Source organism: Streptomyces sp. NPDC058663 (genome assembly GCF_042716745.1).
Taxonomy (GTDB): domain Bacteria; phylum Actinomycetota; class Actinomycetes; order Streptomycetales; family Streptomycetaceae; genus Streptomyces.
The window spans coordinates 68,934-89,850 of record NZ_JBHXRV010000036.1 but is presented as its reverse complement, the minus strand read 5'-3'; the positions used below and the strand labels follow the sequence as shown (position 1 = coordinate 89,850).

Genomic DNA, 20,917 nt, shown 5'->3' with positions numbered 1-20,917 from the left:
CGCCCCAGGTGAGGGGTGCGGGGGCGGGCCCGTGGTGCGGCACCGTGCGGGGAGGCGCGGAGGTGCCGCGCCGGGTGAGGTCAGGCGGGCAGGACCCCGGTACGCGCGACCTCGGAGTACCAGCGGGCACTGGTCTTGGGGATGCGGGTGCCGGTCGGATAGTCGACGTAGACGGCACCGAAACGCTTGCTGTACCCGTGTGCCCACTCGAAGTTGTCCAGCAGCGACCAGAGGAAGTACCCCCGCACGTCCGCGCCGTCCGCGATGGCCTGGTGGACGGCGGCGAGGTGGCCGTGCAGGTAGGCGATGCGGGCAGGGTCATTGACGTTGCCCGAGGGGTCGGCGTAATCGTCGAACGCGGCGCCGTTCTCGGTGATGACCAGCGGCGTGCCGGGGAAGTCGGCGGCCAGTCGGCGCAGGAGGTCGTACAGACCGCTGGGGTCCACGGCCCAGCCCATCGCGGTGGTTTCGCCCGGGGGCTGGTGGAAGGCGACCTGACGGGCGGCCGGCCACGGGCTGTGGGGGCTCCTGCCGTGTCCGTCCGAGGTGTGGCCGCCGCTGCCGTCCGCCCGGGAGACGAGAGTGGGGGTGTAGTAGTTGACGCCGAGGAAGTCCAGTGGCTGGTGGATCTGCTTGAGGTCGGCGTCGTGGACGAAGGACCAGTCGGTCAGCGCCGCGGTGTCCCTGAGCAGGTCCTCGGGGTAGGCGCCTTGCAGCATCGGTCCCGTGAAGACCCGGTTGGCCAGTGCGTCGATGCGGCGCACCGCGTCGGCGTCGGCGTCGCTGCCGGTCAGCGGGCGGACGTGGTGGATGTTCAGCGTGACCGAGCACCGGGCGTGCTCCGGGGTCCGGTCCCGCACCGCCTGGACGGCGAGACCGTGGGCCAAGTTGAGGTGATGGGCGGCGCGCAGGGCGGCGACCGGATCGGTGCGCCCCGGGGCGTGCACGCCGGAGCCGTAGCCGAGGAAGGCGCTGCACCAGGGCTCGTTGAGAGTGGTCCAGGTACTGACCCGGTCCCCCAGGGCGTCGGCGGCCAGGGCGGCGTACTCGGCGAACCGGTCGGCGGTGGCGCGCTCGGGCCAGCCGCCGGCGTCCTCCAACTCCTGTGGCAGGTCCCAGTGGTAGAGGGTGGCGACCGGCTGGATGCCCTTGTCCAGCAGTTCGTCGACGAGACGCCGGTAGAAGTCGAGTCCCTTCTGCACGGCGGGACCGCGGCCGGTGGGCTGGATCCGCGGCCAGGCGAGGGAGAAGCGGTAGGCGCCGATGCCGAGGTCGGCCATCAGGGCGACGTCCTCGCGCCAGCGGTGGTAGTGGTCGGTGGCCGTGTCACCGGTGTCGCCATTGCGGACACGGCCGGGGGTACGGGCGTAGGTGTCCCAGATGGACGGCGTGCGGCCGTCCTCCGCCGCAGCACCCTCGATCTGGTAGGACGCGGTCGCGGAGCCCCACAGGAAGTCCGCGGGGAAGGTACGGGAGGACTCCGGGGTGGAATCGGTGTGCTGGTGTGCTGCGGTGACCACGTGTTTCCATTCCTGGTGAAGTGTTCGAAGTGAGGTGAGGGGACGCTTGGTGCGGGGCCGAGCGGTCGTCGCGGCGGGTCAGCCCTTGACGGCGCCCGCCATGATGCCGCTGACGATCTGACGCCCGAAGACGAGGAACATCGCCAGGAGCGGCAGCGTGCCGAGCAGCGCGCCCGCCATGATCAGGGACTGGTCACGGATGTATCCGGCGCTGAGCTGGGTGAGGGCGACCGGGACGGTCGGATTGGTCATGTCGAGCACCACGAAGGGCCAGAAGAAGTCGTTCCAGGCGTGCACGAACGTGATCATGAACAGAACCGCCATCGGGGGCCGTGCCACGGGCAGCACGATGCTCCAGAAGATGCGCAGGGAGTGCGCACCGTCCACGCGGGCGGCCTCGACCAGTTCGTCCGGCAGGGCTTCCGCCAGGTACTGCCGCATGAAGAAGACACCGACCGCACTCACCAGCGTGGGGAAGATGACGGCGGGCAGTTCCTGCGACCAGCCCAGCTCGGACATCATCATGAACAGCGGGACGACTCCGAGTTGGGGCGGCACCATCATGGTGCCGATCACCAGCATGAGCAGTACGTTGCGGCCCTTGAAACGCAGCTTGGCGAAGGCGAAACCGGCCAGCGTCGCGAACAGCACCGTGGACAGCGCGATGACACCTGCAACGATCAGGCTGTTGAGCATGGCCTTGCCCATCGCCGCCTCGTTCCAGGCGCGGGCGAGGTTACTGAGGAGGTTGGGGCCGGGCAGCAGTGGTGGCGGTGTCTGGCTGACCCGGGTGTTGTCGGTCGAGGCCGCCACCATCGTCCAGTACAGGGGGAAGATCGACACGATGGCCGTGATCCCGAGCAGGATGTAGGCGAGCGGACCCGCGTGGTGCTGACGGCCGGCGCGCGGGCGGAGCATTCGGCGGCCGGCGCGGGGGGCGGGCTTCTTCGGGGCGGTCCGGGGCGGGATGTCCGTCCGGACCGGGAGGCTGTCTGTGGTCATGGGGGCTCCTGGTCAGGACGTACGGGAGCGCAGGCGCTTGATGAGCCGGTGCGCCAGGAAGACGAGGACGAGCAGCAGGAACATCGCCCAGGCGACGGTCGCCGAGCGGCCCATCTGGTAGTTCTTCCAGCCCTCCTCGTACAGCAGCAGGCCCAGCGTCTGGTACTGGTTGTCCGCGCCGCCCGTCACCCCGTTGGGGCCCTGACCGAAGATCAGCGGTTCGCCGAACAGCTGGGTGGCGCCGATGGTGGACAGCACGATGGTGAAGACGATCGTGGAGCGGATGCCGGGCACGGTGACGTGGGTGAACTGTTTCCAGCGGGAGGCACCGTCGATGGCGGCGGCCTCGTAGCGTTCGGCGGGAATGGCCTGCATGGCGGCCAGGTAGAGCAGCGCGTTGTACCCCGTCCACCGCCAGATGACGATGGCGGAGATCGCGGCCTGGGCGGGCCACTTGTCGGCCTCCCAGTTCACCGGGTCCAGGCCGACCAGCCCGAGCGCCCAGTTGATCATCCCGAAGTCGCGTTCGAAGAGCATGGTGAACACGAGGGCGGCGGCACCGACCGAGGTGGCGTACGGGACGAGCGAGGCGATGCGGAAGAAGAGTGAGCCACGCATCTTGTAGTGGAGCAGATGGGCCAGACCGAGCGCCAACAGCAGCTGCGGCACCGTGGAGAGGACACCGATGGTGACGGTGTTGGCCGCGGCGTTCCAGAACCGGGAGTCGTTCCAGAGGGCGATGTAGTTGTCGAACCCCACCCACTGCATGAGGTCGAGAGTGGCCAGCTCCACCCGGTGCAGTGAGATCCAGGAGGTGTAGACGAGGGGGTAGAAGCTGAACGCGGCGAAGACGACGAAGAACGGGGCGACGAACGCGTACGGTGCGCCCTTCACGTCCAGCCGGTGCAGCAGCGGCACGCGCCGCGGGCCCGCGTCCTCGCCGTCCGGCGCGCGGGACGGTCCTCGACGTCCCCGGCCGGTCTGGGTCTTGCTGGTGGAGGTGGCCACCGGAGTTCCTTCCTGAATGCAGGGATGTGATGCGTTTCCCCGGGCCCGCCGGCATCGTGCGGGCGGGCCCGGACGGCCCGGTGTACGACGGTCAGCCGACTGCCTTCTCGATGCGCTGTGCAGTGGTCTGCCAGGCCTCGTCCCGCGCGGTCCCCTGCTCGACCAGGACCAGGCCCTGGGAGAAGGTGTCCTTGATCGTGCCGTCCTTTCGGCCGAGGACCTGCTTGGCCGGAATCTCCCGGGCTGCCGCGCCGAAGATCTGGCCGATCGGGGCGTTGTTGAAGTACTCCGAAGTGACGTTCCGGACCTCGGGCGCCTCCAGCGCCTTCTGCGAGGACGGCACACTGCCCTGCTTCTTGAAGATGTGCGCCTGCTGTTCGGGGGCGGTCAGCCAGGCGACGAGTTTCTTGGCCTCCTCCTGCACCGGACTCTGCTTCACCACGCCGAGGAAGGAGCCGCCCCAGTTGGCGCCCTTGGGGGCCTTGGCGACGTCCCACTTGCCCTTGTTGGCAGGGCCGGCCTTCTCGCCGATGTGGCCGAGCATCCAGGCCGGGCAGACCGCCGTGGCGAACGTCCCGTTGGCGAGGCCGGGGTCCCATCCGGGCTGGAACTGGCGGAGCTTTGCGGACAGGCCGCCATCGGCAGCGTCGGCGGCGAGGCTCCAGGCCTCCTTGACGGCGGGGTTCTTGTCGAAGATCAGCTCGCCCCTGGTGTTGTAGTACTGCTCGGAGTGGCCGTAGACCATGGCGTTGAACAGACCGCTGGCCGCGTCCATGTAGGCCACGTCGCCGCCCTTGAAGCCCTTCTTGAAACCGCGGCCGACCTCCACGTACTTCTTCCAGTCGCCCTGCCACAGCTTTGCGACGGCCTCGCGGTCGGTGGGCAGACCTGCCTTGCCGAAGTAGTCCTTGCGGTAGCAGATGGCCATCGGACCGATGTCGGTACCGAGACCGAGCACCTTGCCGTCGGCGGTAGTGATCTGGGACTGCTTCCAGGGCAGGAAGTGGTCGGTGCCGCTCACTCCGGCGAAGTCCACGAACTTGTCCGCCTGGGTGTCGACGACCTCCTTCGCGCGGCCGATCTCGATGCCCTGGATGTCCTTCAGGCCCTTGCCCCCGGCCAGCCGCGTCTGCAGGGCGGTGTAGTAGGTCTGCTCGTCACCGGCTATCTCGGCCTTGATGTCGACGTGGGGGTTCTCCTTCTCGTACTGCTCCAGGAGGCCCGTCTCCTGGAACCCCATGACCCCGTACATGCCCATGGTGATGGTGACCCTGCCGTCCTTCGTGCCACCGCCCGTCGCCGAGTCGGCGCCGCCTCCGCAGCCGACGACGAGCGCGAGCGCACCAGCGGTCGCGGTGGCCGCGGCCAGCCTCCTGCGCGATGTCCTGTGAGCAGTGCTCATGACTTCCTCCTTGCGACGGCGCTAACGCACCAGTGGCGGTTCAGGGGTGGGGCGAAGGCGGGCAAAAACACAGTGGGAACGTGCCCAAATATGATTGGGAACGTACCCACCGGCGGATCGAAGACTCGTAGGGTCGAGCGCTCATGTCAATGGCTTGTAAACAATTCGTTGCCGAAGCGGCCCAACTCGTGTTCGTTTCATGACGCTGGGCGGGTGCTGCCGCGGCCTGGATGTCTGCCACAATTACGGCTGGTCGCGTCCCCCGCGGCGATGCCGCAGCCGTCCGGAGGAGCACATGGCAGGCAACCGTCAGCCCACGATCAAAACCGTCGCTGCTCGTGCCGGGGTGGGGCGGACCACGGTGTCCCGCGTGGTCAACGGCTCGGACCTGGTCAGCGCGGACGCCCGCGCGCGGGTCCTCGCGGCGATCAAGGAGCTGAACTACGTTCCCAACTCCGTTGCCCGGGGTCTGGTGACCAGCCGCACCGACTCGGTAGCGCTGGTGATCCCGGAGTCCGAGAGCCGGCTCGGCTCGGAGCCGTACTTCGCCGCCCTGATCCGCGGGGTGAGCGCCGCACTCGCCGATACCAGGACACAGCTGCAACTCACGCTGGTCCGCGACCAGTCCGAGCGGGACCAGATGATCGCTTCGGTGACCACCCGCCGGGTCGACGGCGTGCTGCTGGTCTCGGTCCACGCGGACGATCCACTGCCCGGCATGCTGGAGGAGATGGGCCTGCCCACCGTGCTGGCCGGCCGCCGCAACGAGCGGGAGAACCTGAGTTACGTCGACTCCGACAACGCAGGCGGCGCCGCCGCGGCCGTCCGGCACCTGCTGGACCGAGGCCACCGCCGCATCGCCACCATCACCGGGCCGCTCGACATGGACGTCAGCCGTGCCCGGCTGGCGGGCTGGCGCGACGCCCACGGCGGGGCGGGAGTGCCCGCCGACGAATCCCTGGTGGCGGGCGGTGACTTCACCGAGGAGGGCGGGCGTCGAGCGATGCGTTCGCTTCTTGAACGCGCCCCGGAACTGGACGCCGTCTTCGCCGCGTCGGACCTCATGGCGGCAGGCGCTCTGGCCGAGCTACGACGTCAGGGTCGGCAGGTGCCGGGTGACGTCGCCATCGTCGGATTCGAGGACTCGGTTCTCGCCCGCCACACCCACCCGCCGCTGACCACGGTGCGTCAGCCGGTCGAGGAACTGGGCCGCACGATGGCCCGGATCCTGACCGACATCACCCGGCACGGAGCGGAACGCCGGCAGGTGACGTTGCCGACCAGCCTGGTGGTGCGCGAGTCGTCCTGATGGCCGTTCCGCGCCGGTCGCGGGGTGGGCAGTTGTCGCCACGGCGCCGAACATCCCGCACGGATCAGCAACCCCCAGTCGGCCCTGACGACGGTGGAGACCGTCACGCCGCCCGCGGTCGCCGTCCTGGTCAAGGGGCCGGCCGCTCCCCGTCGGCAGCGGCCGGCCCGGCGTTCCTACTGGGCGTAGAACGTCGCGTCCGCCCTGGCGGTCGTCGTCACCGCGAGCTGCGTCACGAGCAGGTTGCCGTAGTGGCGGAGGTAACGGCCGGGGAAGTTGTACGACTCGAAGGAGACCCCGGCGACCGTGTCCGACAGACCCGGACGGCGGTGAAAACTGGCGTCGTTCCTGAAGGTGGTGCTGCCGTCGTTCTTCTCGACCCACACCTCATGGTTCTTGTGGCGGAGGTAGTAGCCGGGGAAGTTGGCCGATTCGAGGGAGACGGTGCCGCTGCCGGCCATGCCCGTGACCACGCGGAACTGGGAGTCGGCGAGGTTCGAGACGTCTGCTGCCAGTGTGGCGCGGAATTCCCAGTGCCGGATGTACCGGTCGGGGAAGTTGAAGGAGGAGAAGCGGACGGGAGTGGCTCCGTCGGCGACCGGGATGCCGAAGTTCGGGGTGCCGTCGGCGTTCCAGTAGAGCTTCTGGTAGCGGGTACGGCGGTTGGGGTCGTTGAGCGGGTCGCCGATGATGTCCTTGTAGTTGCGGTCGTGGTAGACGAGTACGTCCGACTTCCCGTCCTCGGACGTGGTGAAGGTGTTGTGCCCCGGGCCGTACTGGCCGGTCGCGGTGTTGCTGGTGAAGACCGGGTTCGGGTTCTTCGTCCAGGACGCCGGGTTCATCAGGTCGGCGCCGGCGGTCGCGGTCAGCAGGCCGAGGCAGTAGTTGCTGTCGGTGGCGCTGGCGGAGAAGCTCATGAAGACCTTGCCGCCCCGCTGGATGACCGCCGGGCCCTCGTTGACCCGGTGCCCGACGGTCTCCCAGGCATGGGTGGGCGTCGAGATCCGGACCGGGGCGCCGCTGACGGTCCACGGGTTGGACATCTTGGCGAGGTAGAGGTTCGTGCCGCTGCCGACCGCCGGGTCGTTCTGCGCCCACGAGAGGTAGCGCGTCGAGCCGACGACGAAGGTGGTCGCGTCGAGGGAGAAGGTGTCGAGCGGCAGGGCGATGCGGCCCTTCTCGGTCCAGGTGCCCGTCAGTGGGTTGGCCGCACCGCTCTCCAGGACGTACGGCCGGATCTTCCAGATGTCGCTGGTGGACCCGGCGGCGAAGTAGACGTACCACTTGCCGTCGATGAAGTGGATCTCCGGCGCCCAGATGTGGGCGCCCATGTCACCGCTGGCGTGCTTGCTCCAGATGGTGGTCTCGGCGGCCGTGGACAGTCCCTGGAGGGTGGTGGCCCTCCGCATGACGATCCGGTCGTACGCGGGCACGGTCGCGGTGAAGTAGTAGTAGCCGTCCGTGTGCTTGAAGATGTGCGGATCGGCTCGCTGTTCGGCGACCGGGTTGGTGAAGGTCACCGCCGGGGAGGCGGGCGCCGCGGCGTGTGCGGGGGCCACGGTGGTCAGCACGGCCAGGGCGGTGAGCAGAGCCATGATCACCTTCGTGATGTCGCGTCGTTCCACTGTCTCTCTCCTTCACGGCCGTCATGCCGACGGCTTGAGCTGCCACTGCTGGCAGGTGTTGTTCAGCCAGGTCCACTGGCGTACGTCGGCGCCGTTGGCCGTGCCGCAGTCCGCGACGTCGGCCACCTTGCCGCTGCTTTCGTTGACGATCCGCATGTAGTCCCCCGAGGCCGTGTACACGAGCCGGAACTTCTGGCAGTTGTTGTTCAGCCAGGACCACTGCCTCAGATCGGCACCGTCGGCGGCGGAACAGTCGGCCGTGTCCAGGACCTTGCCTGTCGCCACGTTGACGAGGCGGCTGGTGTCGTTGCCGAGGTCCTCGATCCGCCACTTCTGGTGGGCGCCGCTTCCGCAGGTCCACTGTGCGATATCCGTTCCGTCCGCGGCGTTGCCGCCGGTGACTTCGAGGCACTTGCCGCTGTTCCGGTTCACCAGCGTGTACGCCGTCGGTGTGGCCGCTGTCTCCCCGGACGGGCCGGGACGGGTGGCGCCCAGGGCGGTCGGCGCACCGAGGTTCGGAGTGCCGTCGGCGTTCCAGGTGAATTTCTGGGCACGTGTGGTGCGGCCGTTGTCGCAGCCGTCGGAGGCCGAGTCGTTGGCGTGGTAGACGATCCAGTTCTCGGTGCCGTCGGGCGAGGTGAAGAAGCCGTTGTGGCCCGGGCCGTAGACCCCCGCGGAGTCGTTCCGTGAGAAGACGGGTGTGACCTTCTTGGTCCAGGAGGAAGCCAGCAGCGGGTTGCTGCCGGTGAGTTCCAGTTGGCCGAGCTTGTAGTCGGGGCCCCAGCAGGCGCTCGCGGAGTAGACGACGAACGTCTTGCCGTTGCGATAGAGCGGTTCCGGTCCCTCGTTGACCGAGCCGCCCTGGGTCTCCCAGCTCAGGGTGGGGCTGGAGACGACGGAGAAGGTGGAGCCGCTGACGGTGTACGCGTTGCTCATGGGCGCGATGACCAGACTCTGCTTGCTGCCGTTGATGGACCCGCTGCCGAGCAGGTACAGCTTGCCGCCGTGGCGCAGCACACTGGCGTCGATGAGCCAGCCACCGGGGGCGAGGTTCGAGCCGGAGAGTTGGTTCTTGTAGGTGTAGGGGCCCATGGGATCGCTGCCGACGCTCTCCAGGACATGGGTGCGCTGGGAGTCGCAGCAGACCACGCCGGCCTGCCCGGCGGAGTAGTAGAGGTACCAGCGGCCGTCGACGAAGTGCAGCTCGGGCGCCCAGAAGTTGGTGTTGCGGGTGGGGGTCGTGTCGCTCCAGACCTGGACGCTGGGGGCCGCCGACAGCCCGGCCAGGGTGGGCGACTTCCGCATGGTCAGCACGCCGGTGAAGGAGGTGGTGACCAGGTAGTAGTGGCCGTTGTGGAACTCTAGCCAGGGATCGGCACCCTTCTCCGACTTGACGGGGTTGGTGTACGGACGCCCCCCGGCGGCCGCGGCGGGCTGCGTGGCCACCGGTGACAGCATCACGAGCAGCGCCGCCATGAAGGCGAACCAGTAGCGGGTGCGGAGCACAGCGAGCCCCTTTCGACACCGGCAGCTGACAGCCACCGATTACGTCATGTTCGAAATACCGGACGGTGTACGTAACTTCGACCAGAACATAGGTAGCCGACGTGTACGCGTCAACGGTTCGGACAGCATTGGTTCCGGCGGGATCACCGACACATGCCGCATTACTCGGTAAGCGCCATAACGGGGACCGGGAAATCACCGAGCACCTTCGTCCGGCACCTCGAACGGGCCCTCAATGCCTTGGCCACTGCCGTCTTCGACCTTGCTGATGTCAGGTTGTGGGCGAGTGAACTGATCACGCTGCACGAACAGTTCGCACACCGGTCCGACAGGTCGGAACCCGTGGCTGGTCGGCGCGTCGGGCCTCAGCCACGCAAAGACACCTCAGCCCCGCTACCGACATCCCGCACCGTCGGCGACAGCCGTTTGATCGCAGGTCTCGGACCGAAGACATGCAACACCGTCACTTAACGGCAAGCATCCGAGGCCGACGGAAGTCCCGCTTCGCTGCCGTGCGCGACCGGCCCAGACCGCAGGCGGTGGTCGCCAGCAGAATGAGAGTGATGACGACGGTCACTGGCCCAGGCGGCAGCGCTCGATGGGTTCACAGCGACGGCCTTGAAGAACGTGTAGTGGAAGGTCCCGTTGTCCTGTGCGGTGCGGTGCGGGTCCACGATCCCCCGGTCCCAGTCGTCCGCGGTCATGAGCGCTGCTGTGAGCGCATCCTCCCGGACTGACTCGACCATGGCGATGAAGGTGTTGCGAGTCAAGCCGTCGACCAGTGCCGGCCGGGTCTGGTCGGCATACACCGTCCGAGGGCGCACGACGGCTTCGTCGCAGCCGGCCTGATCCAGCAGCGGTTGCAACTGCCGGCCCATCAACGCGTTCCCGCCGGCGGCGGACTGCAGTGGGACCTGGCATTCGACCGCGGCACGGGCGTATGCGCCGGCTGGATGGAAGAACGCTGATCCATGATCCCCTTCGAACACGGTGATGGTGCCCTCGGGCCGCAACACGCGCCGCAGCGCGGTCAGCGCCTGCTACTGGTCGATTTCTGGGCCGAGTGGTGCGGTCCATATCGGCAGATCGCCCCCTCGTGGGAAGCCATCGCACCTGTTCGAGTCCCACATCGGTGAGCCAGGAGTCGAGCATGCGGACGCAGTCGTAGAGGAAGCTCGCGGTGGGGGCGAAGACCTGAATGTCCCCGCTCCAGCCGAGGCGTTCGTCGCGCTGGGGGCAGTCGGTGGGCAGGTCGACGAAGTTGCCCCGCATGCTCCACAGGACGTTCTCGTGGAGGCGGTTGACCATCGGATCGCTGCACTCGAACCAGCCGGTGCGGCGCATGCCCGTGGTACACGCGTGCGGTGACCGCTTCGTGGGTGAGCTCGCCACGTTGGACGAGGTACGTGGGAACGCGCCGTCCGCGGAGGTCCCGGCAGTCGGGACAGATGAGCCCGCGCTTTTCGACGGGGACACGTCCTCGCATGTGCAAGAGCACCTTCAGAAGGTCTTGGCCTTGCGGGACGCCAAGGCGCGGCCCAGGTCGAGGTCGCGGCCGGCCGGTTCGTAGTAGACCGGGTTACGGAAGAGGTCTTCGTCGCTGTCGATCTGAAGGTCATCTTCCATGAGTGCTCCCCGGCCGCCGCGAGTAGGACGTACAACGCTTCGGGGAGGCTCTGACAACCAGGCTGAAGTGCGGAAACAAAGGGCGCCCCGAGAGACACGATCGACGAGGGCCTGTAAAGAGTCAGGCCCCCGTCGCGCAGCCGGCCCCGGGCACCGCGCCGACGGGCAACTCGCCACGGTGGCCGCGCGCCGCCGCCGGTACGGCCGCTGACAGTTGATGCACAGGCTGTCGGCGTACGGACTTAACTGGCTCTGGCAAGATTTTCGTAGCCGGAGATCATCTCGGGGTGAGGGTCGGGCGGCCCGCATCGCGGCGGCGTAGGTGGGCGATCAGTACGACGCGGTGACGGAGGAGCGGGACACCGGCGCGTCCGGCCATGAGCCGCTTCTGGAGTTTCACGTCGGTGATGCGACCTTCGTTGACGCCGGAGTTGTAGCGGGTGGTGATCCCGAGTTCGACCGCGTGCTGATCCTCGCGCAGGGCTTTCGCCATGCCGACCAGGGGCAGCAGCCCGCTGGTGGTGAGCTGGTCGAGCCACTGGGGCAGCGGGGCAGCATCGCGGGTATCGAGCATGGCGGCGAACTGGCGGACCAAGTGGTGGACTTGCTTGAGTTCGGGGCAGTGGCCGAGGAGCCGGTCCAGGCGCTGGGTGGTGTGCGGGGTGTGCCGGTCAGGGGTGGTGATGATCCATCGGGTGGCCTCGCGCGGGGACGGCGGCCGTTCGCGCGGCGTGTCCAGGGGCAGGCCGCGGCGCAGGGGCGCGACGGCCATTTTGAACCGTTGGTAGTGACCGAGGTAGCCCTTGGTCTGGAGTTCCTGGTGAAGGATCTTGGCGCTGTGTTCGCCTTCGTCCCAGCGTTGTTGCAGGTAGTCGAGGTAGGGATCCAGGCTGGAGGGCTTGCGTGGAGTGCGTCGCATGACGTCCTGCCAGGTGCGCGCGTAGGCGTATTTGCGTACGGTGCGGCGGTCCAGGCCGAGTTCGCGGGACATGCTGCTGAGGGAGCGGCCGGTGCCGGTGAGTGTGTGCACGGTCTCGAACAGCCGCCGGGCGTGCCGGCCCGCGCGAGTCTCTGCCGGGTCCGGTGCTGCTGTTGGCGCCTCGGCGGGCGGTGGTTCGGGTTCGGGGAGGGCTGCGGCCAGGCAGCCGTGGTGGGCGGCAGCGATCTTCTGGACCTGCCGTGACAGTCCCTGCCAGAGGTGAAAACGGTCGCTGACCTGCAGTGCGTCGGGGGCGCCGGAGGTGACGCCCTGCCGGTAGACGAGGGAGCCGTCGCGGCAGGCGACCTCGACGCCGGGATGCCGGCGCAGCCACCGGGCGAGCTGTTCGGCGTCCCGGCCCTCCCACAGGGTGAGCGGGAGGCCGGTGGTGGCATCGACCAGAAGCGTGCCGTAGGTGTCGCCGTAGAGTGCGAAGTCGTCCACCCCCAGCACCCGGGGCGTGACCAGCGGCGGCAGCGGCACCCGCATTAGCTGGTTGAGCACCGTGCAGCGGGAGAGCGCGATGTCGATGACGCGCAGCATCCGGGCACCTCCGCGGCCGGCCAGCAGGACACCGACCGACTCGACCACCTGCTGCAGCAGCGGCGTGCGCCGCTGGTAGCGGACGGTCAGACCCGGAACCTGCTCGGCGAACGTCCGCTTCGGGCAGGCCGGGTTCTCGCAGTACAGGCGGCGCACGCTCAGATCGATCCGGACCGGACGGCCACCCACAGCGGCATCCGCGAGCTGCCGCTCGTAACGGCTGTGAACCCACGCACTCGGCATGTCGCACCCCGTACAGGCTGCGGGAGCGCGAGCTCTCGTCCGGGCACGGACTACCACTACCGCCGCGGAGATATCGACCGACACCACCAGCACCTTCGTCAAGTGCGGTAACAGGCAAGACAGTTCAACAGGGCACAGTCAGATCCTGCCCGCGATGCGGACCGGCCGACCCTCACCCCGAGATGATCTCCGGCTACGAAAATCTTGCCAGAGCCACGTAACTGTGTACGCCGACACAGGCCACCCAGCCCTCCGCCGGCCCCGCAGCGCGGAGCGCTGCGCCTTCCCCACCGCATAGCGGCGGCGTGTCGTCTCTCCGGAGCACAGGGCGCGCAAAGAGGGGCCGGTACCCTCACGCTGCTCCCCCGTGCTGCACCCCACGAGCCGCGCCACGCCCACGCCGCCACGCACGCCCACTGGATTGCGCCTCCGCCCCAGGCCGGTTCCCGGGGCGGGCTGGACACGGCACGTGCGGCGCACACGGAACTGACCCCGGCTCCGAATCAGCGCGAGCTCCTCGCGCATCCGGTGTCAATGATCGCCCTGGAACGGCTGGTGGAGGTCCGCTCCCGGTACGCGTTGGCGGCGCGGTGGAACGGGGAGCTGCCGGACCGGTGGCTGAACGAGGTGAGCGCCTCCTGGGGCGTTGGTGGGCTGTTGTGACCGGTGCGTTTGTGTGTCGTGCAGGACGGGAGCTCCGAAGCTAAATCATGCTCCGCCAACAGGGAGTTGAGCACCAGGCCCTCAAGGCCCTGGGGGCGGAGCTCCTCCCGCCACAGGCGGGCGACGTCCAGGTCTTCTGTCATCGGCACCGCCTGACCCACGTGGACACGAGACGGCCATGACACCTCACCGCGAGCGGGAATCGGATCGTCACGACCGGAGTTGGTGGGGGAAGTCAGCCGTTTCAGGAGGGGTCATGCGAGCGATTCAGGTTTCCGAAGTGGGCGGTCCCGAGGTACTGCGACTGGTCGACATTGATCAACCGACGCCGGGCCCGGGCCAGGCGGTCGTGGAGGTCGCCGCGTCTGGCGTCAATTTCCTCGACGTATACCACCGCCAGGGCCGGTACACCCTCCCGCTGCCCTCCACTCCGGGCACTGGGGGCGCGGGCACGGTCCTGGAGGTTGGGCCCGGCGTCACCCACGTCGCTGTGGGAGACCGGGTCGGCTGGGTGGAGATTCCCGGCACCTACGCCGAGCAGGCCGTCTTGGACTCCTCCCGGCTCGTGCCCCTGCCCGACGGCGTCGACTTCGAGGCCGCCGCCGCCGTGCTGCTGCAGGGCATGACGGCGCACTACCTCGTCAAGGACGCCTACCCGGTCCAGCCAGGCGACACGGTGCTCGTGCACGCTGCTGCCGGCGGCATGGGGATCGCGCTGACACAGCTCATCACCCACCTCGGCGGCAGAGTGATCGGCACAACCTCGACACCGGAGAAAGCCCAACTGGCACGGCGCGCCGGGGCCGCCGAGGTGATCCTCTACTCCGCAGTGGACGATCTCGCGGCCGAGGTGAAGCGGCTCCACGGCGGCCAGGGCCTGCCCGTCGTCTTCGACGGCGTCGGCAGGGACACCTTCGATGCGAGCCTCGCCAGCCTGCGAACCCGCGGCCACCTGGTGCTCTTCGGCGCCGCGAGTGGTGCAGTGCCGCCCTTCGACCCCATCCGGCTCGCCCAGGGCGGCTCGCTGACCCTGATCCGGCCAAGCCTCGGGCACTTCATCGCCGATCGGTCCGAGCTGCTCCGACGCGCCGCCGACGTGCTTGAGTTGGTGCGCACCAAGGCGCTTGAGACCACCGTGACGGCCCGCTACCCGCTCGCCGAGGTCGTCCAGGCTCACCGCGATCTGGAGGCTCGGCGTACCACCGGCAAGCTACTTGTCATCCCCTAGGTCCTGTCCTCTCTGATTGTCTCTGATTGGGCACATGCGAGGGTGGTGACCATGCCGCAGCTTGGTCACCGCCTCCGGTCCTTCAGATTCACGTCTGGGCTCGCTCCGACGAGCTTCACGGCATGCCTGGAAACCGGCGGCTCAGTCCTGGAGCACGCCCTGGGGGGTGCGGCGACGCTCTGTGGCATCCCTCGGCGCCAAGTGGCGGTCTATCGGCATCTGTTCGTTGCGAAGAGGTCCGGGAGGTGCCCGGACTGCCGGGTGAGGGCAGTCGACGCCTCGTCCAAGCCCTGAGTCAGGGCTTCCCTGGCGAGCGACCGTCCTCAGACTTCTCGAGGCGCGTCCAGATCAAGATGGCTGCGAGGTGGAGTGCTCCCTCGTAGGCGACAGCGAGCTTGTCGATGCCCAACGAGAGGGTGTGGGCGAGTGGGAGCTGTACTGGATGCGGTTGCCGCTGATCGCCGCCTGCAGTGGGGTTGACGGGGCGGTTGAATGGGCCCGGGCCCACTCCGAGGGCGACACCTGGTACGCGGCGGAGCACATTGCATCTCTTTGCCGGTGCCGGGCGCACCGAGGAAGCCGTTCCCGTCCTCCAGCAGCACGACCGCAGGAACAGCCATGCCCTTGCCGGCTACCTCGTCGGCCTCCGCCGCGTGGAGGTTCTGACCGTCGTGTTGGACGGCAGTCCCCCGCGGCTGCACGTGCTGACGACAGCCCTGTGGTCCGACGAGCCACCCTTCTGAGGCCCTGACCGAGCTGACAAGGACCGCCCTTCACTCGACGGTTGGCGGGGCTACCTGGCGGTTGGCGACAGGTGGTAGCGGTGCGCCACCGTCCTTGGTAGGCATACGGGCTTCGAGGTGGGCGGTCCAGTCGGTGGACCAGGCCCGCGTCCTTCAGCTGCGCATATGGATGCCGGCTCTCAGGCCGGAAACGCAGCGCTCAGCAGCAGCGCAAGAGGCTGCACAAAGAGATGCGCGCTCATGTGCAGCCTTGATCGGTCGCTGGCGCGGGACAGGCACGCCCTCCGTCTTCCTGGCGCGGCTTCAGCCCGTCGACGACGACGGTGAGCATGCGGTCGAGTTGGGCGCGCTGCTCGGGTGCGCCGGCCACGGAGAGTACGCCGGCGAGGATGCCGCCGACGTCGACCGGGTCGATGTCCCTCCGCAGTTCTCCCGCTTGGGCGCCGGTCTGGAGCACCATCCCCAGAATTTGCTGGATCTCATCACAGACGGGTCCCGTGCCGAAGCGTCCAGAAGCGCTCATGGCGACCAGGGCTTCACAGATGCCGCGCCGTTCACTCGCCCACTCGGCGAAGCGGTGCATCCAGGCGTGGAGAGCCTGTGCGGGCTGCTCGGAGGCCAGAAGGTCCCGGGCGTCATCGCGCAGGGGGCGGATCTGGTCTCGGTAGACCTCTTCGACGAGGTCCTCTCGGGTGGGGAAGTGCCGGTAGAGGGTGCCGCTTCCCACGCCCGCGCGTTTGGCGATCGAGTCCAGCGAGATTGCCTTTCCGGAGGCGAACGCCTCAGCGGCCGTGGCGATCAGGTGCTCGCGGTTGCGCTGGGCATCTGCGCGCAGGGTGTTGCGTGGAGGTGTCATGGCCTTCGCGTTCAGGGATGTCGGGCTCAAGGAGCGGGCGATTCGGAGAGGTCTCCGGTTAAGGGTACAGTGATGCAAACGGAGACCTCCCCGTTTACTGGGATGCCCGGCCTGCCCGCCCCTGCCCGCCAAACGAAAGGCCCGCCGTGCCCGCAGCACTCATCACCGGCGGCACTACCGGAAGCCGCATTGCGACAGCCGAACTGCTGCACACCCGTGGCTACCAGGTCGCCGTCACGGGACAGAACCCCGAGCCCCTCGCGCGAGCACGACTTGAGCTTCCCGACGACGTACTCGTCGTCCGATCTGACGCACGCATTCCGTCCGAAACCGACGCTCCCATGGCGAGAGCGGACGCAGGCGCAGCCCCGTCCACAAGCCAGGGGGACCACAGTGCGGCCGGGACGCCATGCGCACGAAGAGTCCGTTCGAGCGCTCCGGGTCCAGATAGGAGGTCGCGGAAGCCGTCACCTTCCTGGCCCCGGGCGCCACCGGTAAGGACGTCGCCGTGGCCGGCGGCTACGGGCTCGGCGCCTGAAACCCAGGCACGCCGACCACCGTTCCCCACGCCTCGCACCGCAGAAACCCACCACTACAGGAGAACACGATGCCACTCACTCTCGACACCTACCGGCAACTGGGACGTTCCGGCCTGCGGGTCTCGCCGCTCGCGCTCGGGGCGGCCACCTTCGGCACCGAATGGGGCTGGGGCGCGGAGCAGGACGAGGCGCGGAGGATGTTCGACCTCTACGTCGAGCAAGGCGGAAACTTCATCGACACTGCGGTCACCTACACCAACGGTACGTCGGAGCGGATGCTCGGTGAGTTCGCCCGGGACAGGCGGGACAGCCTGGTCCTGGCCACGAAGTACACGACCCTGCGCCGGCCCGACGACCCCAACTCCGGTGGCGCGAGCCGCAAGAGCCTCTTCGGATCGGTCGAAACCAGCCTGCGACAGCTGAACACCGATTACATCGACCTGCTCTACCTGCACGTGTGGGATCCGACCACACCGGTGGAGGAGATACTTCGCGGTCTCGACGACCTGGTCCGGCAGGGCAAGGTCCTCTATGTGGCCATCTCCAACACCCCGGCCTGGCAGATCTCACGCATGCAGACGATGGCCGACCTGCGCGGCTGGTCGCCGCTGGTGGCACTGCAACTGGAGTACAACCTGGTGGAGCGTACCGGGGAGCGCGACCTCCTCCCGATGGCGCAGGAGCTGGGGCTGGGAACAGTTCTGTGGTCCCCGCTTGCCGGAGGGGTGCTCACCGGCAAGTACAGCCGCCAGGACCTGACCACGTCGCCGTCCGGTAAGAGCGGGAGCGCCCGCAAGAGTTTCAACCTGGCCCTCGGCGCAGTGACCGAGCGCAACCTCGCCATAGTGGATGTGGTCAAGGAGGTCGCTGACGAGCTCGGCCGCACGCCGGCCCAGGTGGGGCTCGCCTGGACCCTGCACAACCCCCGGGTGACGGCGCCGGTCATCGGGGCTCGAACCGTCAAGCAGCTGCAGGAGAACCTGGGGGCTCTGGAAGTCGGCCTCGCCCCGTCCCAGATGGCACGGCTGGACGAGGTCAGCGCGATCGACCTCGGGTTCCCCCACGAGATGCTCGCGAGCGACCACATCCGCCTCCAGACCCGCGGCGATCTGAAGATCCAGGCCCGCCACTGACGATCGAGCAAAGCACAGGGAGCGGCTCTACCGGGCCCAGTTGGTGACCACAAGCTGCCCTCGCACCGGTCCGGTCGGTGGCCAGGGGACGGACGCCGACCGGTGGCAGGGCTGGTGGGCGAGAGGTGGAAAGCCTGTGTGACAAGGAGCTGGGCCTCCGCCGCTGCTGCGTGTTATCCCTACGAGCAGCACAGTCGTAGGCCCATCACCGGTCCGGGCGCCGCAAGGGATCCTCACGAGGGAGAGACATCCGGGTGGCCCACCGCTTTCAATCGAAGGCTGTCCGGCTGCACTGTGCTGACAGCAGCCGTTGCGCACCACCCACCGCATCAGTCCCCGGTTGGCTCGGTCACGCCCAGAGGCGCCTGCCAGCCCCGGCAAGGCAGGCAAGCACGCATACGTGCTGCTGGCTTGCAGGCGCACCTGCGCACGGCAAGCGCCCGGGTGTGCGCCTTCTTCCGTGCCGCCCAAAGAAAGGAATGCAGCTAGATCTGCTGGACCTGGTGCCCCCGCCGACGATGTCGTCTACGTCGGGCGACGGGACAGCCGCGGTGACACCGGGGCCACCATCGGTACTGTCGACGGCGGCGCATGCGGCCCGCTGCCGAACGCCGTACCAACGCCTCCGCGGGCCGCGAGCCCTGCCCCGGTTCGGTCGAGTGGGGCCATGGCGCCGAACCGCCTACGAGGCGGACCGGTCGGACCACTGTGACTGCGTTGGCCGCTCGTGGCAGCACACCACGCGACACCGCTGACGCGACGGGCATGACGACTGCCCAGGTGGCGGCGGCCCGCAGCAAGCGCAAAGCCGGGCAACCGCAGAGTTGTTGCCGGTCTCCGCGGTCCGCGACGGCCAAGTAGAGCGGCGTGAACTGCTCGCGCATCCGGTGTCGTTGATTGTCCTGGAACGGTTGTCGTCCATCCGCTCCCGGTACGCGTTGGCGGCGCGGTGGAACGGGGAACTGCCCGACCGGTGGCTCAACGAGGTGAGCGCCTCCTGGGGAGTCGGCGAGGTGCTGTAGCCGTCAGCTCGCTGCTGAGGCCAGTGCAAGGAGCACGACGCGCATCGAGCGAGGTCACCGGCCGGGCTTGGGTACGTCGGCCGGTGACTGTGTGTGGAAGGGGAGGGTGCTGTACCGGGCCGCGAACAGGGCGAAGACGGGGGCGGGACCCGGGATACCACAGGCTCCCTGGCCCCATGTGTTCAGAGCCAGCCGTTGCGGCGGAAGGCCCGGTAGAGGGCGCCGGAGGCCAGCGCCATGAGACCCACGGCGAGCGGATAGCCGAAACTCCAGCCGAGCTCGGGCATGTGCTCGAAGTTCATCCCATAGACGCCCGCGACCATGGTCGGCACCGCGAAGATCGCCGCCCAGGCAGAAATGCGGCGCATGTCGTCGTTCTGCCAGGTTCCCACCCGCGCCTGCTGGGCATCCAGGACCGAGTTCAGCAGATCGTCCAGCGAGCGGATCTCGGTATCGGTCCGGTGGAGGTGGTCGGCCACGTCGCGGAAGTGCGGAAGCAGGGCTGCAGCACTTTCGCCCGGAGGACCTTGTCGGTCCTGCCCGTCGCGCCCGGAGCTGCCGGGCCGCCCGGCGCCGGTCAGGAGTTGTGGCAGGACAGGCACGAGCGGTTGTACCGCATCCCGGAACTCCCGTACCTCCCGCTTGAGCGAGTAGATCGACTCGGTGTGATCCACACGCGAGGTGGAGAAGACCCGGTCCTCCAGCTGAGAGAGGGCGGCCCTGACCCTGACCGCGGAGTCGCTGTACGAGTCGACAACCACGTCGAGGACGGCATGCAGAACGGACACCGGGCCGAAGCGCAGCATGTCCGGGTCGGCTTCGAGGCGGCCGGCGGCCTCGCAGTCCGGCTCAGCCGCGCCGTGGCGCACGGTCAGCACATACCGGGGGCCCACGAAGACCATCAGCTGCCCGGTCTCCACCGCCCTGTCCTCATCGACATACCAGAGCGTCTTGAGGGCGACGGCCAGGACCTCGCCGAAACGCTCGTACTTGGGGCGCTGGTGCGGCTGGAGCGCATCCTCGGCAGCGAGCGGATGCAGACCCAGCTCCCGCGCGAGCAAACCCCACTCGGCATCGGACGGCTCGGCCAGGCGCACCCAGGCGAACTCGCCCTCCGCCAGTCCGTGCAGCCGCTTCAGTACCAGCCTGCACTCCTCCTCTTCCGGGCCGCACTCCACTGTCTCCGACCGGCCTGACCGTTCCTCGTACCTCACGCATTCCATCCCACGCGCATGCTTCATTACGCGGATTTCATGCATACCGGCCCGCGCCGCCAGACGGCGCATCCGCTCGACCCTGCCGCTCCCACCTGCGTAAACCACCGGACGCTCCGGTACAGCAGGCCGTAGGACGGGTAGACGGGCTGCATGTCACTGCCAGGAGAACTGCTGTCCGAGTCCACGATGCGCGACGCCATCGGCTGGCTCGTCCACGCGATCGAAGCCGCCGGAGCACTGATCATCTTTGCGGGCGCTGTCTGGGCCTTCGCCCGGTTCGTCACTACCGGACTCCGCGGACGCTCGCTCATCACCGAGTTCAACAAGATCCGCCTCAGCCTCGGACGGTTCCTGGTGCTCGGGCTCGAATTCCAGCTCGCCGGAGACGTCCTGCGCACAGCGGTCGCGCCCAGCTTCACCGAAATCGGCCAGTTGGCTGCCATCGCCGCCATCCGCACCGTCCTGAACTTCTTCCTGACCCGCGAGATCGCCCAGGAACGCGCCGAGATCGAACACGACCAGAAGGAACGCGCACCCCGCCCCGCCCCCCTCGATTGAACGAGGCCCCGGCCGGTGGGCGGCGGACGCCCTCTCCGCCCCCGCCCGCACGTCAGATCCGCCCTCCGTACCCGTATGGGAGTACGGCGGACAGAAGTTTGGCCTGTGCAGGGCAGGTGTGGGCGTACGGCGGGGCAGGGTGGGTCGCGCGCAGGGCACGGCAGGGCGCGGGCCGGCGGCGGTTGCGGCCTCGCA

18 protein-coding genes and 3 pseudogenes are annotated in these 20,917 nt (G+C 68.4%); 8 read left to right on the top strand and 13 right to left on the bottom strand.

The window, feature by feature from the left end:
- Positions 1–80: 80 nt before the first annotated feature.
- The 4 genes from ACFWVV_RS25430 to ACFWVV_RS25415 form a co-directional block, all read right to left on the bottom strand.
- Complete coding sequence (locus ACFWVV_RS25430) at positions 81–1,520, bottom strand: GH1 family beta-glucosidase (RefSeq protein WP_384354288.1); 1,440 nt, start codon at positions 1,518–1,520, stop codon at positions 81–83.
- Positions 1,521–1,598: 78 nt separating this feature from the next.
- Positions 1,599–2,522, bottom strand: coding sequence for a carbohydrate ABC transporter permease (locus ACFWVV_RS25425; RefSeq protein ID WP_384354286.1), 924 nt, complete (start codon positions 2,520–2,522; stop codon positions 1,599–1,601).
- Positions 2,523–2,534: 12 nt separating this feature from the next.
- Positions 2,535–3,530 (bottom strand): carbohydrate ABC transporter permease, encoded by a 996-nt coding sequence (locus tag ACFWVV_RS25420; protein WP_384354284.1) that lies wholly within the window; start codon positions 3,528–3,530, stop codon positions 2,535–2,537.
- Between the two features lie 91 nt (positions 3,531–3,621).
- Positions 3,622–4,932, bottom strand: coding sequence for an ABC transporter substrate-binding protein (locus ACFWVV_RS25415; protein ID WP_384354282.1), 1,311 nt, complete (start codon positions 4,930–4,932; stop codon positions 3,622–3,624).
- A 295-nt stretch (positions 4,933–5,227) separates the two neighbouring features.
- Between ACFWVV_RS25415 and ACFWVV_RS25410 the strand changes: the two genes are divergently transcribed.
- Positions 5,228–6,241 carry a LacI family DNA-binding transcriptional regulator gene (locus ACFWVV_RS25410; protein ID WP_384354280.1) on the top strand — a complete coding sequence of 338 codons (1,014 nt, stop codon included), beginning with the start codon at positions 5,228–5,230 and terminating at the stop codon, positions 6,239–6,241.
- A gap of 176 nt (positions 6,242–6,417) precedes the next feature.
- Here ACFWVV_RS25410 and ACFWVV_RS25405 read toward each other — a convergent pair whose 3' ends face one another.
- The 3 genes from ACFWVV_RS25405 to ACFWVV_RS25395 form a co-directional block, all read right to left on the bottom strand.
- Positions 6,418–7,836 (bottom strand): family 43 glycosylhydrolase, encoded by a 1,419-nt coding sequence (locus tag ACFWVV_RS25405; RefSeq protein ID WP_384354302.1) that lies wholly within the window; start codon positions 7,834–7,836, stop codon positions 6,418–6,420.
- Between the two features lie 51 nt (positions 7,837–7,887).
- A complete protein-coding gene (locus ACFWVV_RS25400; RefSeq protein WP_384354300.1) occupies positions 7,888–9,342 on the bottom strand; it encodes a family 43 glycosylhydrolase in 1,455 nt (484 codons plus the stop codon).
- A gap of 497 nt (positions 9,343–9,839) precedes the next feature.
- Positions 9,840–10,388, bottom strand: coding sequence for a hypothetical protein (locus tag ACFWVV_RS25395; protein ID WP_384354304.1), 549 nt, complete (start codon positions 10,386–10,388; stop codon positions 9,840–9,842).
- A gap of 24 nt (positions 10,389–10,412) precedes the next feature.
- Between ACFWVV_RS25395 and ACFWVV_RS25390 the strand changes: the two are divergent.
- Positions 10,413–10,484, top strand: a pseudogene (locus ACFWVV_RS25390) (thioredoxin domain-containing protein); the annotation flags it as partial.
- 61 nt (positions 10,485–10,545) lie between these two features.
- On the opposite strand, the pseudogene ACFWVV_RS25385 reads toward ACFWVV_RS25390, so the two are convergent.
- The 3 genes and pseudogenes from ACFWVV_RS25385 to ACFWVV_RS25375 all read right to left on the bottom strand — a co-directional run.
- A pseudogene (locus ACFWVV_RS25385) lies at positions 10,546–10,680 on the bottom strand (hypothetical protein); the annotation flags it as partial.
- A gap of 192 nt (positions 10,681–10,872) precedes the next feature.
- Entirely contained in the window at positions 10,873–10,998 is a 126-nt protein-coding gene (locus tag ACFWVV_RS25380) for a hypothetical protein (protein WP_384354278.1), read from the bottom strand.
- Between the two features lie 277 nt (positions 10,999–11,275).
- Positions 11,276–12,847 carry an ISL3 family transposase gene (locus ACFWVV_RS25375; protein WP_384354276.1) on the bottom strand — a complete coding sequence of 524 codons (1,572 nt, stop codon included), beginning with the start codon at positions 12,845–12,847 and terminating at the stop codon, positions 11,276–11,278.
- Positions 12,848–13,297: 450 nt separating this feature from the next.
- Here ACFWVV_RS25375 and ACFWVV_RS25370 point away from each other — a divergent pair, with 450 nt between their 5' ends.
- Positions 13,298–13,426: a hypothetical protein gene (locus ACFWVV_RS25370; protein ID WP_384354274.1), complete on the top strand. Its 129-nt coding sequence runs from the start codon at positions 13,298–13,300 to the stop codon at positions 13,424–13,426.
- 256 nt (positions 13,427–13,682) lie between these two features.
- Positions 13,683–14,654 carry a quinone oxidoreductase family protein gene (locus ACFWVV_RS25365; RefSeq protein WP_384354272.1) on the top strand — a complete coding sequence of 324 codons (972 nt, stop codon included), beginning with the start codon at positions 13,683–13,685 and terminating at the stop codon, positions 14,652–14,654.
- A 295-nt stretch (positions 14,655–14,949) separates the two neighbouring features.
- Here ACFWVV_RS25365 and ACFWVV_RS25360 read toward each other — a convergent pair.
- A pseudogene (locus ACFWVV_RS25360) lies at positions 14,950–15,069 on the bottom strand (IS5/IS1182 family transposase); the annotation flags it as partial.
- Positions 15,070–15,196: 127 nt separating this feature from the next.
- Between ACFWVV_RS25360 and ACFWVV_RS25355 the strand changes: the two are divergent.
- Positions 15,197–15,397: a hypothetical protein gene (locus ACFWVV_RS25355; RefSeq protein WP_384354270.1), complete on the top strand. Its 201-nt coding sequence runs from the start codon at positions 15,197–15,199 to the stop codon at positions 15,395–15,397.
- Positions 15,398–15,635: 238 nt separating this feature from the next.
- On the opposite strand, the gene ACFWVV_RS25350 is transcribed toward ACFWVV_RS25355, so the two are convergent.
- A complete protein-coding gene (locus tag ACFWVV_RS25350) occupies positions 15,636–16,283 on the bottom strand; it encodes a TetR/AcrR family transcriptional regulator (RefSeq protein WP_384354268.1) in 648 nt (215 codons plus the stop codon).
- Between the two features lie 577 nt (positions 16,284–16,860).
- On the opposite strand from ACFWVV_RS25350, the gene ACFWVV_RS25345 reads away from it, so the two are divergent.
- Both ACFWVV_RS25345 and ACFWVV_RS25340 read left to right on the top strand, forming a co-directional pair.
- Positions 16,861–17,925, top strand: a complete 1,065-nt coding sequence (locus ACFWVV_RS25345) for an aldo/keto reductase (RefSeq protein ID WP_384354266.1) — start codon at positions 16,861–16,863, stop codon at positions 17,923–17,925.
- Positions 17,926–18,752: 827 nt separating this feature from the next.
- Entirely contained in the window at positions 18,753–18,947 is a 195-nt protein-coding gene (locus tag ACFWVV_RS25340) for a hypothetical protein (RefSeq protein ID WP_384354265.1), read from the top strand.
- Positions 18,948–19,129: 182 nt separating this feature from the next.
- On the opposite strand, the gene ACFWVV_RS25335 is transcribed toward ACFWVV_RS25340, so the two are convergent.
- Positions 19,130–20,170: a magnesium and cobalt transport protein CorA gene (locus ACFWVV_RS25335; protein WP_384422808.1), complete on the bottom strand. Its 1,041-nt coding sequence runs from the start codon at positions 20,168–20,170 to the stop codon at positions 19,130–19,132.
- A gap of 144 nt (positions 20,171–20,314) precedes the next feature.
- Between ACFWVV_RS25335 and ACFWVV_RS25330 the strand changes: the two genes are divergently transcribed.
- On the top strand, positions 20,315–20,722 hold the full coding sequence (locus tag ACFWVV_RS25330) for a DUF1622 domain-containing protein (protein ID WP_384354261.1): 408 nt from the start codon (positions 20,315–20,317) through the stop codon (positions 20,720–20,722).
- Positions 20,723–20,917: the final 195 nt, after the last annotated feature.

Bases quoted from the DNA above. Each gene is read 5' to 3' on its own strand.
- ACFWVV_RS25335 (WP_384422808.1), bottom strand. From the start codon at position 20,170: ATGGAATGCGTGAGGTACGAGGAACGGTCAGGCCGGTCGGAGACAGTG.
- ACFWVV_RS25370 (WP_384354274.1), top strand. From the start codon at position 13,298: ATGATCGCCCTGGAACGGCTGGTGGAGGTCCGCTCCCGGTACGCGTTG.
- ACFWVV_RS25400 (WP_384354300.1), bottom strand. From the start codon at position 9,342: ATGGCGGCGCTGCTCGTGATGCTGTCACCGGTGGCCACGCAGCCCGCC.
- ACFWVV_RS25405 (WP_384354302.1), bottom strand. From the start codon at position 7,836: ATGGCTCTGCTCACCGCCCTGGCCGTGCTGACCACCGTGGCCCCCGCA.
- ACFWVV_RS25330 (WP_384354261.1), top strand. From the start codon at position 20,315: ATGTCACTGCCAGGAGAACTGCTGTCCGAGTCCACGATGCGCGACGCC.
- ACFWVV_RS25365 (WP_384354272.1), top strand. From the start codon at position 13,683: ATGCGAGCGATTCAGGTTTCCGAAGTGGGCGGTCCCGAGGTACTGCGA.
- ACFWVV_RS25380 (WP_384354278.1), bottom strand. From the start codon at position 10,998: ATGGAAGATGACCTTCAGATCGACAGCGACGAAGACCTCTTCCGTAAC.
- ACFWVV_RS25415 (WP_384354282.1), bottom strand. From the start codon at position 4,932: ATGAGCACTGCTCACAGGACATCGCGCAGGAGGCTGGCCGCGGCCACC.
- ACFWVV_RS25345 (WP_384354266.1), top strand. From the start codon at position 16,861: ATGCCACTCACTCTCGACACCTACCGGCAACTGGGACGTTCCGGCCTG.
- ACFWVV_RS25410 (WP_384354280.1), top strand. From the start codon at position 5,228: ATGGCAGGCAACCGTCAGCCCACGATCAAAACCGTCGCTGCTCGTGCC.
- ACFWVV_RS25425 (WP_384354286.1), bottom strand. From the start codon at position 2,522: ATGACCACAGACAGCCTCCCGGTCCGGACGGACATCCCGCCCCGGACC.